Genomic DNA, 14,566 nt, shown 5'->3' on the forward strand with positions numbered 1-14,566 from the left:
GCTTTCCTCAATGACCATGAATTTTATAATGGGCACTGTAGTCCCAAGTGAGTCGGTTATTAGCGTAAGCTTACCTCCTTTTAGAAATGATAATCACTATTATTATAATAAGGATAACTAGGACTAATACTAGTGCTAATATTCTTGTAAAGCTTGACGAGCCGCTAGAAGTAGTACTCTGGGGCGTAGTGGTATGAATTATAGTCTCTGTAGTGTTATTGACTATAGTGATAGTAGTAGTCTCTGTAGTTGTGGTGGTACTTATTACAGTAGTGGAAGTAGATGTTTCGGTCTTAGTAGACGTTGTCGTGCAAGTTTGGGAAGTAGATGAGCTGCTACTAGTACTTGTTTTCTTACAAATAACGTAATGTGGGTAGAGGACAAGGGGACCGGTAACCACAACTTCGTTACTTGACTCGTTTAATACATAAGTCGTCCCGTCTACCTCTATTACCTTAGGTAAGAATATTATTGAGCCGTTATCGTACCATCCTTCTACAGTACCGTTAGGTAAGACTACCTTTACTAGCCATTGGAGTATCTCAGACACTTTCACGTCTATAGGAGAGCTGACTACAAACTCCTGCGGAGAGGCAGAAATGCTCAGCCTCGAAGTCTGGTTCAAATAGAAATATTCTGGGATTTCAATTCTTGATCCTTGTATGTAATAACTGCTAACAAGTGTTGAATTAGTACCGTTTATGATTGCTGGGACTGAACTGACGTTGAGCCTAACGTAGTACTCTAATACGAAAGGTACTTTGATTACTAGGGGACTGTCTATGACGTAAGTGTAGGCTTTGGTAATGTTATAAATCTCCCCTTGCCCTACTTGGATCACTTGAGGTGGCACAGTAACTCTTGTACTTATATTATACCACCCTGAGACGAACTCTTCCCTTACACCGTTAATATAAGCTACGACTTGCGGACAAACGCTAACGTAATACTGGGTCATATACGTCGCAGTTATCTCATAGTCCCCTTCCTTTTTAATAATGATATTACTCAAGTCAGTACCGTTTACGCTTACCAATAAGACCCTAGCCGTATTATTTAAATACTCTAGTCTAACAAATGTTATATTAGCGGGCAACACTACTGTGTATGTGCGGTTAGCGTAATATAGACTACCGTTGACATAGTAATATGGGAAATTCGAAATCACGTCTATAGTAGCTGTCTCTATAGGCTTTATGCCTACGTACTCCAACAACGCGTCGAAGTCAGGGTTATCCCAAAGCCCAAAGTGGTCGCCTCTAGCGCCGTTATAATTCCATTCGCCGATTAGGTTTATCCCCATCGACTCCAGTTGTGATATTACGTCTTCGTAATAGTGTATAGTATCGTTATAACCTACGGTAGAATTGAACTCTATATAGGTAGTCGAAGAGGGGCATATATACCCCTTCACGTCACCGTCGCGGAAACCTACTTCGCCGATAAAGAAATTTACACTCCGCTGGTTAGCGAAGCACTTTAATTCTAAAATTTGGGACACGTAATTACTTGGGATAGACACTACTCCGTTAACGTAATTATACGAAGGGTATGGATATACGCTGTACCCCAAGTAATTTAAGGTTATGTCGTTAGACTGCAGGTACTCGAATACGGACTCTATAGAACATACCGTCTGGCCCAGATCTGTATAGTAAAAAAGTTCAGCGTTAGGCAACACTTGCTGTATTAAAGAATAAGCTTTGAGATACCCGCAGTTATTTAATTTATTCATCTCAGATAACCCTAGGACTAGCTTCTCACCGCCGTTAGTGATGCCAGCTATCTTGTGGAGCGTGTAATTGAGGAGCACGACCTGGGCGGGGGTTATACTCTCTATGCACCCTCTCCAATGGTCTGTCGTTAAGAAGAAGTTAATAAAGACAAGGCTAGAACGATTGTAGACTGTCTTGAGCTTTGATATCTGTGTTGAGATCCAATAACAGTTGCACTTATAACTCAGTGCTTGCTTTAATGTTACGTTTTTGTCACCCAGGCTATAGGTGTTGAACGCGAAGACTATACCTATCACTATGTGGGGCAAATAAGGTAGTAATGACGTATAAGTCCCATTAGAAGGTCCCCAGGGTACGAGCCAGAATAAGAACTTTGGGTCTACTGAAGAAAAAGTGCAAGCTTGAAAGTGGATAATAGCTACCCCGTTTATTAGTATTAAGAGTATTAATATAAATTTGAATAGAGCCTCCATATTAATAACAATCTTGAGGCCCTCCTTAATAAATTTTTATTATATTACTATTTTATGTAGCGCTTTAATTTTATAAAGGTTAGCGTAAAATTTACTTTTGATTAACGTCAATTTAGAATTAACTAGCTTGACGCAAAGAAAATTGGAGTAAACTGTAAATTGCAGGCAAAGCCCAGTTATACGCTAATGGCTGTCGTCCTATTTTAACTATGTTAAAGGTTATTACCAGACTTGCGCACAGTATGATCGATTTCAACTGACTTGGGAGTCCACAGGTTGGGAAGTAGGTCGGCTCACTGCACCAACGGAGAGGGACGGGTATCCAGGGCCTTTACGTCTCTGCGGGACTTCTCTGTCTCTGATCTCTAATACTATAAAAATCTGAGTAACCGCGAGACATTACATGTTTAAATAACCGTAAAAACAATAAATTAATTGATGGTTAAGATCCTTCTAGCTACTGACATCCATCACCCCTCAGATAAACTATTTATAATATCAAGGGCTATAGAGACCGTGAGACCTGACGCTATAATAATCTCCGGTGACCTCAGCGTAGACGGTAAGGTAGGTGACATTGAGGAATTGTTTAGGAAGTTAAGGAAGGTAAGTAAAAACGCTAGGATAATCGCAGTCTTGGGGAACCACGATTTATACCTCCACGGGGGAGACACTAGTAGTGTCGACAAGGTAGACAGGATATATAAACATGTGGAAAAATATAACGTGGAATTACTAGACGTCTTAGGTAACGTTGAACTCGGCGATTATAGGGTAGTGGGTAATGTATGCTGGTACGACTACTCTTTTGCACCGGGTTATAAGTATATTGACTATGTTAACTGTAATCCATATGGTTTCAGTAAAGAGTATATTAAGGAAAACTGCTTAAAGGAATCCTTTGATTTATGTAGATGCCCTAGTTGGCATAACGACTGTATGTTTACTGACATAGACGCGCAGAGTTTTGCAAAGCTAAACAAGGAAAAAATTAAGAGGGACTTAAAGGGTAACAGCATAATTGTGACTCATCACGTCCCTTTAAAGGACTTAATAGTACAGAAGTCATTCTTTAATGCCTATGACGGGCAGGACATGAGCGATTTATTGGACGGGAGGGTAAAGTATTATATTTATGGGCATTTGCACGATAATTCTATCCCGAAGAAAGTAATAAATGGTATTACTTTTATAAACGCCTTCAAATACCAGATCAGTCTTAAGGTGTATATACAGAATGCAGTCCTTGAACTTTGAGCTTGATTACAGAGAGAGTATATCTATATAAGACCTCAGATAGAACAAGACGCAGTTCGAAATTTCGAAAGTTAGAATTTTATTATGTGCACTAGGTCTGATGAAAACCTTTAATCTAGTTAAAATAGAACAACTGCTATTATTATGTGAGACTTATGAAAGAGGTATCTCAAGTAGCCAAAAATGTTAAACGTGAGTGTGTAGTATCAGCGGTCATCTTATTTGGTAGCTTTCATATAGTTTTTTATAATAAATGCGAAGGGTAATGATTTTATCGATAAGAAGCATATCTTAGATTTCATTATTTAGCTTTTAACTTCTTAAGGTAAAGTTAGTCCTTTACAAATATTTTGAAAAAGACTATAAGACACAATGGACTCAACACCTAAGGGAAGTGTTACACAAAGCATAGTTTACCTAATCAATTTATATAGAGCCGTGTAGAGTTGATTATAATGGGAGGACGACAGTTTACCAGGTCATTATACTTTAGTCTTATCAGGAAGGTTCTAGTCTACTATTCAAAATTAAAGGAAGGCACTTCAGACCTAAAGGTGTATAAGTTACCAAAGATTGAGATAAATGAGAAACTAGCGAAGATACACAGTGGGGGATTAGAGGCAATTTACACCGGGCGTTTTATAGACGTCCTAGAGACCCCTAAAGCTGAAGAGCTTGGGATAAAATGTAATGATGATAATGAATGCAGTATTGAGGTGTTAAAACTCCTCGATGAGATAGTAAAATACCTTAGGCAAAAACCCATCTTAGGCATATATGACTACTTCCCTAACGTTAATAAGCTGTACTTAAAGACAATACTCCACGAATACGTCCACTGGCTAATGCTCTCAGGTACAAGGACTGCTGTAGCTGTTGAAAAGGTTGCGTGGAAGGAGAGGATAGATACAATGTACTTCACCTCCTTGTTTTACCAAAAGGTAAATCTGGGGAAACTCCTAGGTAAGTCCTTCGCCAGGGAAGATAAGGCTGAAATAATAGGGGACTGCTTGGATGAGGAAAGGGCTTATGGGAGTGTCCATAAAATTAAGGTGGCCATAGACGAGTTCTCCAGGACAGAAAAGGGGCTTTACGCTTTCCTTGACGTCGTAGAAGACTTTGGGCTCCTAGCTTATATCGGGGACGTACTAGGGGTTATTATCGAACCTACTACTTGGGCAATCGTGGAAGATGAGAATTACTTTAATAAATACGTAGGTGCCTACTTCGGTGATTCAGAGACCAAGAGGCTTTACGCTAAGCGCATATATGAGGAAAGCTTGGACGTTCTGAATAAGTACGGGGCTGAAGAAGTAATAAGGAGGGCGAAGTGGGCTTTAAATGACGTGGACATAGCCTCAATGGACGAAGTCTTTGAGGCACTCCATGAAAACTTTCAAAGGCCAAGGAGAGGTACACCTAGCCTAAACGCGTCTTTAAAAGATATATTACCTATGCTCGTACTGGAATACAGTAAGGAAAAGTTAGGGAGGGAGAAAATTGACTTCATAGTCGAAGGGATAACCAGCAAGAACGGTGTGCTCAGTTACGTGTTAAAGTCTTTGTTTAAGCTAAAGGCTGAAATGTCTGCGGGAAATCTGCCGAGCATATGCAGTAACGTAGACTACAACGGTAAGGTGGTAGGCGGTTGCTATAACCCAGATATAGGGATAACTGGAAATAAAATACCCCGTAGACCTTTCAATTCTTTCGAGAACTTGGTGGGGAACTTAGCCCTGTCCCTTAAGCTCTCCCTACTGTTAGCTCACCTCTATGTTTACAAGCAGGTCTACAACGAGGACCAGTACTGTAACGTGGTGGCCAAGCTTTCGAAGAGGGCTAAGTACTCCGGGGTAGACTTTTATAAGGTAGCGTGCAGTGAGGTCAATAGACTACCTATAGACGGGCTCGGCAATATCATATTCTACAAGGGTCTTATGGAGGGAGGGAATACACGTGAGGCAAGTAAGGCGTTGAGTTCGTTCTTAATATATTGGGTTTACTTAGTCATGAGGACTGGTAATCGTGGGGTATTGGGTTCCAGGCACGGAATTTACTTCTTATAATATTTAAAGGGACTCTATTACTGGACTTATGTGGATTGTTAGGGACTCCGTCTAGTTAAGCTTTTAGCATTACTAATGTTTCCACTAAGTCTATAAACTAGTGTATTTGATAAAATGATAAAAATAATTCTATGATATTGAGCTTAATGAATGCATGATGTTCATCAATTTGATGAACTAAATGAATGATAAAGTACAAGTATTTTTCGGAAATACTAACCTTCTTTATTTGCAACTTAGACCTTGTGTGGAGGTTTGAAGCAAGACTTAAGAGCTGCGCTTATTAAGCCAATAAGTTTTAGTTAAGAGCGTTAGAATGAAAGGAAGTTAAACTACTATTTCTGGAAAAGTTCTTAGACCATGACTTAGTTAATCTCATTAAGTCTAAGGCTATGGACTCCCTGAAAGCACTAACACATAATTAGACAAACCGAAAAGCGGAACTCTGGATCCGACTTAAATATAACGTACAAATGGAGAAAGCAAACGTCCATGTATAGGAATTAATTGGGCACTTCTTCTAAATAGTTTGTGTTACCCACTGCTTTGTTGTGTACTTCAATAGGTGTTAAGTCTATAAGTTTTCATAAAATCCTAAATCGCGTAGAATAAAAAACCAAGCTTTACGTTAACTTTGATAAAAATTGAAGTACTCCACGAGTGCTTTCAGAAAGTTTATAGCCTTATACAAAGGATATACTACTAAACCATAGTCTAAGAACTTTTCCAAAATTCTAACGAAGCAGTTACCTACTTATCTTAATTTTTAAACCTTGTACACTTTCTAATGAAACGATTTTATTCATTAATAATTATAATTATTAGATAAAAAGAGAAATTAATTAGAGTAAAACTCCCGTATATATCTTAAACAGTATTTTATTTTATGTCATACTTACTAACTAATTATATTAACATCATAAAAAACTCATATTTTTTCATTCTCGTCGTATATTTTAGGGATTATTTTAAAAATTTTTAGTATTTCATCTAAAAGTTTTTATCTTCTCCGGTTTTTAAGTATATATTATTTAGAAAAATACTCTATTGTAGTAAAAATTAATGTCACGCGTGGCAGTAAACTTTATTATCTCTAACTCATTGCATTACACAATAAATAGCAATTAAACTTTAAAAAGATTTAAATAAAAATGATTGATTTATAAAATTTGAATCATTTGCGATAACACATTATTTAAATATATTATGTCCTTACTCTTTGCAATACTTATTTATGGTTAAGTAGTAACATATATAGCGTGAGAGATTGTCCGATGGAAAAGGTAAAGGAAATAGATTAACGCCTGCAGAGTGTGCTGTAGCAGTAAGTGTGGATATCTTATATAAGGCAGGCCGGCCTACTACCCCGAGGGGTATAGCAAACTTCCTTAGAGAAGACGTACAGACTGTAAGGAATACTTTAGAGAGGTTAAGGAAGAAAGGGGTAGTAATTTCCTCATTAGCCTTTGGATTATCTGGCTTAGCGAGGATGGAAGAATCGTTCAAGATCACGGGGAGAGAGAAAATATATAGACTTGTGGAAGACGTTGAAGTAGTTTTGCGAGACCACCAAGAGATTCTGGATTGGGCTAAAGTGAGCCTTGGGATTAAGACAGCTGAGGAATTGATAGAGTATATAAATAAACGTGCGGAAGAGCTTAAACGGGAAAAGAATGAGGGAGATAACAACTGAAATACTTCAGTAGAGCCACCAGTAGTTAAGATTAAACGCTGATTACTTTGTTTAGGGTGTGTTCTCGTGCGGCCATACTATACTATAAGTCTTTTTCATAGTAAATGCGAAGGGTAATGATTTTATGGATACGAAGCACGTCTTAGATTTCATTATTTAGTTCACTTTTAACACCTTAAGGTAAAGCAAGCCCTTTACAAGTATTATGAAAAAGACTATATTTTATCTGTAATATTAGTGTTTATTCTACTTTAACGCATCTTAAAGGTTTTTATCAGACCTAGTGTGCACACTAAACGAACCTGAGGGCTCCTCCACACTCTCCAGGTTAAGGGAGCTGCCAAGTCCTCCACTATCACGAAGAGGAGCAGCATTAATATAGTTTTATGATAGAACAAGTGACGTTTACTTATGGAGAAAGTTTTGCCGTTATAAAACAATGCCGTATTTAAGTTTCGTATGATACACCGTGAAAATGGAAGAAAAATTATTTATTAAGACAGTTGATAACCTATATTTAAATGATCTCGATACCATCAATCTCCACAACCGATATAGCATCGTTAATTGTAGCCTTCGTCCTAGGATTATTGGTAGGCGTCCTTATAAAGAAGATAACCCAGGTCGCTATAATACTTGTAGCGATTATAATAATACTCATCTTCATAGGCGCGATATCTCCTACCACAATAGAACACGAACTAATAATGCTAGGCCAACAAGCGTCGACCGCGGAGAGTGAAGTCTCTTCCTATATAAAGTTACTTCCCTATAACTCAGTAGCCTTCATTATAGGGCTAGTAATAGGCTTGTGGAAAGGATAAAAATTAACGTTAATTTTCCTTATTTTTCTACTTTGTGAGTTTGTTCAATTTTTATCAAAGTTAACGTAAAACTTACTTTTAACAAAACGTTTGATCTTGAATTTAAGAAAAATTAATTAGATTAACGAGTAAGAAAATTGAAGTACACAACAAAGCATTATTAAGAGAAATGTTTATTAGCCTTGAATGAAATTTTTATTTGAGTGACTTAATAATATGTTTACTTCAAGGTTCGACACATTCTATAAGAAAGATATTCGAAGTTTTAGAGTTGGTAAAGGTACTATAAAAGAGTTAAGGTATGTAATACCATATGGTAGCACAATAACTGTCGGGAGTGTTCTCATGCAGTCATCTTATTCGATAATTCAGAGTAATATTATATCAGAAATACAATATGTTGTACTCTCCTTATACGAGTCTCTTTAAATTAGTTCTCTATCTAGAGTAAGTCATAGTGGCGTAATTTAAAAAGCGCTACTTAACTATAGTCTTTCTCATAGTAAATGCGAAGGGTAAATAATTTTATCCGCATGGGGCATATCTTACCGCTTTCATTATATGATCCACTTTTAACACCTTAAGGTAAAGCAAGCCCTTTACAAGTATTATGAAAAAGACTATATTCTCCTAGTCCCATATTAAAATGGTTAACGAACCAATTATCGACTAAAGAAGGCAGTTTCTAATCATACCAAGATTTTCACTCAACTTATCGAATAGGGTGACTGCACGAGAACGCATCCTTTCATTCTCTAAGACTTAGTCCCGTAAATGGGTAGAGGATTAATTTCTACATATACTCAATAATTTATTTCAATTGCAGAATAGGATGAGCATATTAGAATCATTTGCAAACAACTTAATGGTGACATTATGAAATAAAACTGAATTTATTTAAGAATTACAAAAGATACATTAATGGACTATGACACTTGGTAAATCAATTTTAATAAAAATAAGGCTTATCTTCTCCTTAGTAACAAGACCACTAGGATCGCTATTACTACGAGCAGTATTACCGTTGCAATGATTAAGTAAGTAAGTAATGAACTAGATGTAGAAGTACTTACGGTTTGGCTGGATTGAGAGGTAGATGACGATTGATAAGTGGGTGTTAATTGAATAGCCGTAACTCCAGATTGTGTGCCTAATACTACCAATGATCCATCATTACTCATTACCATATTGTTTATATTACTCGGCACGGTATACGTTATGGGCGATTCTGTGCCATTAAAGATTAATAACTTATCACCGCCAAGCTCAGCTACAGCGATAACACTGCCGTCCTCAGATTCAGCAACTGGGGAGTTGCCAAAGCCTAATGGGTATTGCCGGAGTACGGAGCCATCACTATTAATCAAGTATAGGTAACCATTACCTCCAACGTAGGTCTTACTCGCGCCATAGTTTGTGGATACCCAATCAGATCCGTCATTGGGTGCATTAGGACCTGTACTGTAACTCCATAATACATTACCGCTAATGCTTATTAGGTACGCATGATTATGACCGCCAAAAGCATAAGAATTTGCAGAACCGACAACTATATATTGACCGTCTGGACTGAACGAGGCCATATTCGGATCAGCTAAGTTGTTGATGTCCCAAATTACCTGCCCATTGTAAGCATTGAACAATATCACGTAACCACCTGAGGCAAACCCGTTACCAGCAATCATGAGGATGTAATTACCATTGGGAGAAAAGATAGCTTCCTTAGTGCCTAAGAATTGGGATGTACCGTATGTGTAATTCCAAATAGTACTGCCTGTCACCGCATTAAATACTGTTAAATCGCCGTATGGCTGTCCTGAAAGACCGACTGTGATAACAGCGACCAATTGCTGATTAGGAGATATAGTAACACAGCCGACACCACGAACCCATGAATAAGGAAAAGTGTAACTCCATAACTTTTCACCGTTAAATGAATAGGCATTAACAATACCTTGTCCGCCTGAATTTCCACTTAAACCAATAATTACATAGTTAGGTGAAACTGCTATTGACGTAACCTCCTCAGGTTCACTTATACTCCATAATGTCTTAAGACCACCACTTGAAGTCCAAGAAAATAAATAGCCATAGTAATGTCCATTGGAATTAACGCCAACAGCGATTAAGTACTGTCCGCTAACGGATGTAGGGTACATACTTAAGGCGGTCACTGAACCGATATCCAATGAGGACTGAGTGAAGGCAAAACTAGGCAATACCATGACTAATGGAGAGATAATTAATGCTATAACCATAAGATATTTAAATAAGGATATTATTATCACCTATAATCTCATGCTCAATTATAGTATTTAAATTTTTTAGGATTATGCTTTGTTGTGACAATCAATTTTCTTAGGAATTAATCTCATTAAATTCAAAACAATGCTAACTTAAAAGTAAGTTTTACGTTAGCGTTGATAAAAATTGAATCTATCACAGAGCAGTCTCAAATCTTATAAATAGCTGATTAGCTTTTCCAATTGACTTGCCTCCACCTGCTGTTGCCCTATAACTGAAACACCGTATATGCTGTTACCGCTAAGTTCTATAATGCTAGATATTGTCTCACAACACGTCTGGGAATAGACTATAACCTCACTGCTGGAGACGTTTGTTATGCTACTGCCACGTGGTATCCTAAAATAAACCCTACAGAAGATAGCCTGGGCTACACAAGGCTGTGAATAATCATAGTCTACAGTGTGTATCTTTTCTGAATTACCGTTGACAGTCCCGTCTAAACATTCCACGTACCCGTTTTGTGGGAGTGGCTCGGTCAAGGAGAGTAAACAAACTGTACATGAAGACAGTGGATAAGTTTTAGTACTTCCGCTCAAATATTTGACGGTGATACTTCCATTACTATTTACCACAAAAGAGTACGAGTGGTCGTCATTAACGCCCCAGCTCCCACCCAGTACTGACGCGGCTTCTGAAGGCGTTATGAGCTCCGCAGATCTATATAGAGACGATATTACGGCTAATATGGCTATTATCGCTACAATTATAGCCCCTATTGGAATTCCTACTTTCTTCTTACTTTTACGTTTAGTCCTTGTATAAGGACGTTGTGGAGGGACATAAAGCGGTTGAGGAGTTGTAGGAGGCGGTGTGTTTGGCGGCGGTTGTTGGAAAGGATAGCCACACCTCATGCAGAATTTAGCATCATCAACGTTAGGATAACCGCACCTAGGACAATATTTAACCACTTTACCACCTCTGACTAAAAATAATATTTATCGCTTAATAAATATTATGATTTATTATGCTTTGTTGGACTCTTCAATTTTCTTAGGTGTTAATCTCGTAAATTTTTCTTAAATTCTAGATCATATGTAGAATTAAAAGTAAGTTTTACGTGAATTTTGATAAAAATTGAAGTACTCCACAAAGCATGGTTTTGATCATTTTTGGCTAATGTCATCATTTATCTCAAAAAAGAGATTCCCATACTGACTTTTAACGTTTCCTCCTTAAACAGAAAAGAAAAAGTTGGAAAAATGTTGTTTTGACTTTACCTCTTCCTAAATAGTATTATTACGACAGCAACTACTGCGGCAACTATTACTACACCTATTATTATGTACGTCGTGAGAAGTGTACTTGAAGGTGATATAGTAGTTATGGGCGTAATAGGCGTGGTAGAAGTCGTTGTCGTGGTAGAAGTCGTTGTTGATGTAGTAGGTTGCACTGAAGTTGTCGTAGTGCTAGTTTGTGTAGTAGTACTAGAAGTTGTAGTAGTACTCGTTGTCGTCGTAGTAGTTATTTGTGTGAACGTTATGTTTATAACTACGTTTAAGTTATCTACTGTCACTTTCCCGGATGATGTGGAGATAGTATAACCCTCAATGGGGGTGACGGTGTATGTGTAAACACCGTTAGGCACTTCAAATACTATAGTATTTGTAGTAGATGTCTTTGTAACACTGCCCAAAGTAACTGACCAAGGAGTACCTTGGGGTAAACCGCTTTCGACGAAAGTGACAGAGTAATATACCACTTGACTTGATGCAGCAATTATACTTATAGACCCAGAACTACAATCCGTGACATATAAATAGCCGTTATTAGGATCATAGGCTATTTCATGCGGATTATATCCTACTGGTATGGTAGTGATTACTGAGTTGTTCGTAGGATCTATCACAGACACAGAGCCAGAATCAACATTCGCAACGTATAAGTAGCCGTTATTGGGGTCATAGGTTATTCCTTTTGGACCACTTCCTACTTTTATTGTTGAAATAACTGAGTTGTTTGTAGGATTTATCACGGATACAGAGCCAGAAAGCCAATTCGTGACGTATAAGTAACCATTACTGGGATCATAGGCTATCCCATATGGAAAACATCCAACTCCTATTGTGGTGATTACTGAGTTGTTCGTAGGATTTATCACGGATACGGAGTCAGAACCACAATCAGTGACGTATAAGTAGCCGTTATTGGGGTCATAAGTTATTCCTTTTGGACCACTTCCTACTCCTATTGAGGTGATTACTGAGTTGTTTGTAGGATTTATCACAGATACGGAGTCAGAACCAAAATTCGTAACGTACAAATAGCCGTTATTGGGGTCATAGGCTATCCCGTATGGCCTATATCCTACTTTTATTGTTGAAATAACTGAGTTGTTCGTAGGATCTATCACGGATACGGAGCTAGAACAATAATCCGTGACGTACAAGTAACCATTACTTTGGTCATAAACTATTCCTGCCGGGTCAATTCCTAAATCCGGACCGCAATAGTTACCTTTAATCAACGTGTTATTAAATAACAAGAGGGTACATTTAACGTAGCCGGCGCTTGAGTTGTTGCTCGTTGCGTTAGTCTCACCGTGACCCACTAACGTCACAGGAGTAATAACTGAAACTAATAAAGCCAGGGAGAGTATGAGGTTAATTACGAATTTTTTCTCAACTTTATAACCTTTTAATACCATAGGTAAACTTTTTTGTTTAGGTTATTAAACGTTTCGAAAATTTAAGCATCACTTACTCCACGAGCAGTTCAAGTCCACAAGTTAAGTTTATTAGCCATGTAGATATCCCTTAGCGGGAGTGTTCTCATGCAGTCATCTTATTCGATAAGTTGTAGTGAAATTATTAGTATGGTTAGAAATGCCTTCTTTAAACGATAATTTACTCCATAACTAATTTAATGAGGAAGTTCTGGACTTAGAGGACAGTTAAAGAGTACTGTTCTAAATATTATCTGTACTATGATTTACTCTTGATAAAGAACGTCGTTAAGCGGGATTTATTTAAGGGTAGTACAATATATTTCGCTCATGATATAATATCGCTCTAAACTATAGAATAAGATGTCTGCATGAGAACATCCTTGGTCTGCCGAAAAAGACAAGTATCTCTCAAATTGCACATACGTATTTCAGCAGAGAACCTCGCCCTTAAACCTCAGAAAGTGCAAATATATTTTGCCAAATTTACATAGAAAACCAGAATTTTATCGATCTAAAACTTGGAATTTTTATAATCTCCACTTCATGATACGTCTTTCCTTGATTTTCCTTTACTATTTTAACACCTGGAAGGTATTCCAGTCTGACGGACTTTATTACTTTTTTGTCGCTTTTAGTTAAGTAAGTCTTAGCGTTAAATAGCATAGTATAGCTAAATGGTTCTACAATAAAATAGTCCAAGGGAGGGAAGTACTTTAGGTAGAACTCGTACTCATAAGTGAAAGTATCTCCCGGTTTAATTTCAACATCGGTATCAAAGTGGAATATGTAATAATTATCGATAGTTTTCTCTAAGTATATCTCCTTATGTTCTTTCCCATCATATTTAAATGGTTTATCCAGATCTATATCTCCGAAAAGCTTGACTATAACTCCTTTAAAAGATAATGTAGAGTTATTATATTCTTTGATTCTGAGCGAATGCTTCATTATTATACATTTATCATTAACATTAACTATTTCATTTATAACGTTATATTCTAGAAAAATTATATAATCTTGTAACACGGTATAACCATATTCTCCAAGGCCTAGTTCTTTACACTCAGCTAATAAGCCGAGCGTTTTCCCTCTTTTCAATAAGTTTGTAAGAGCTTGGGGATGAAACCCGGTCTCCCTTTTTATATCGGAAAAAGTAATACAAAGGGAAGAGCTACGGTAAATTAAATTATCAATTACCTCAACAACTTTTCTCAAGTTCTCTTCGACATTTGAATACCCCATAAATTATAGTTTGTAACCTACTATTTTTAATTTTTTGGTCACTGTATTTTTTCTGTACGTTGTTTACTCATATTGTAATGGGACTCTAATTACCGTCTTTAACGTTGATAATTATTTCTGATAGATATTTTATAATGTTTCACTGTTTTGTGGCTTTGTTGGACTCTTCAATTTTCTTAGGTGTTAATCTCGTTAATTTTTCTTAAATTCTAAATCAAACGTTAAATTAAAAGTAAGTTTTACGCTGACTTTGATAAAAATTGAACTATCCCACAAAGCACTGAATGACGTAACGTTTAAATA

The 14,566-nt window shown here is 37.1% G+C and carries 9 protein-coding genes; 4 read left to right on the forward strand and 5 right to left on the reverse strand.

Annotated features, from left to right (window positions below):
- Window positions 1–70: 70 nt before the first annotated feature.
- The gene (locus HS5_RS02230) at window positions 71–2,209 is read right to left on the reverse strand and encodes a hypothetical protein (protein WP_236752451.1); all 2,139 of its coding nucleotides are present in this window, start codon (window positions 2,207–2,209) and stop codon (window positions 71–73) included.
- A 438-nt stretch (window positions 2,210–2,647) separates the two neighbouring features.
- Here HS5_RS02230 and HS5_RS02235 point away from each other — a divergent pair, with 438 nt between their 5' ends.
- From HS5_RS02235 to HS5_RS02250, 4 genes are all read left to right on the forward strand, one after another.
- Window positions 2,648–3,466 carry a metallophosphoesterase gene (locus HS5_RS02235; protein ID WP_236752452.1) on the forward strand — a complete coding sequence of 273 codons (819 nt, stop codon included), beginning with the start codon at window positions 2,648–2,650 and terminating at the stop codon, window positions 3,464–3,466.
- Between the two features lie 455 nt (window positions 3,467–3,921).
- Complete coding sequence (locus HS5_RS02240) at window positions 3,922–5,532, forward strand: hypothetical protein (RefSeq protein WP_236752453.1); 1,611 nt, start codon at window positions 3,922–3,924, stop codon at window positions 5,530–5,532.
- A 1,267-nt stretch (window positions 5,533–6,799) separates the two neighbouring features.
- Window positions 6,800–7,225, forward strand: a complete 426-nt coding sequence (locus HS5_RS02245) for a hypothetical protein (protein ID WP_236752454.1) — start codon at window positions 6,800–6,802, stop codon at window positions 7,223–7,225.
- A 521-nt stretch (window positions 7,226–7,746) separates the two neighbouring features.
- Window positions 7,747–8,049 carry a hypothetical protein gene (locus HS5_RS02250; RefSeq protein WP_236752455.1) on the forward strand — a complete coding sequence of 101 codons (303 nt, stop codon included), beginning with the start codon at window positions 7,747–7,749 and terminating at the stop codon, window positions 8,047–8,049.
- 965 nt (window positions 8,050–9,014) lie between these two features.
- Here HS5_RS02250 and HS5_RS02255 read toward each other — a convergent pair.
- From HS5_RS02255 to HS5_RS02270, 4 genes are all read right to left on the reverse strand, one after another.
- Window positions 9,015–10,337, reverse strand: coding sequence for a PQQ-binding-like beta-propeller repeat protein (locus HS5_RS02255; RefSeq protein ID WP_236752456.1), 1,323 nt, complete (start codon window positions 10,335–10,337; stop codon window positions 9,015–9,017).
- Between the two features lie 171 nt (window positions 10,338–10,508).
- On the reverse strand, window positions 10,509–11,264 hold the full coding sequence (locus tag HS5_RS02260) for a zinc ribbon domain-containing protein (protein ID WP_236752457.1): 756 nt from the start codon (window positions 11,262–11,264) through the stop codon (window positions 10,509–10,511).
- 305 nt (window positions 11,265–11,569) lie between these two features.
- Window positions 11,570–13,000, reverse strand: a complete 1,431-nt coding sequence (locus HS5_RS02265; protein WP_236752458.1) for a YncE family protein — start codon at window positions 12,998–13,000, stop codon at window positions 11,570–11,572.
- A 504-nt stretch (window positions 13,001–13,504) separates the two neighbouring features.
- The gene (locus HS5_RS02270) at window positions 13,505–14,263 is read right to left on the reverse strand and encodes a hypothetical protein (protein WP_236752459.1); all 759 of its coding nucleotides are present in this window, start codon (window positions 14,261–14,263) and stop codon (window positions 13,505–13,507) included.
- Window positions 14,264–14,566 lie beyond the last annotated feature (303 nt).

The sequence above is a fragment of the Acidianus sp. HS-5 genome, assembly GCF_021655615.1.
Lineage (GTDB): Archaea > Thermoproteota > Thermoprotei_A > Sulfolobales > Sulfolobaceae > Acidianus.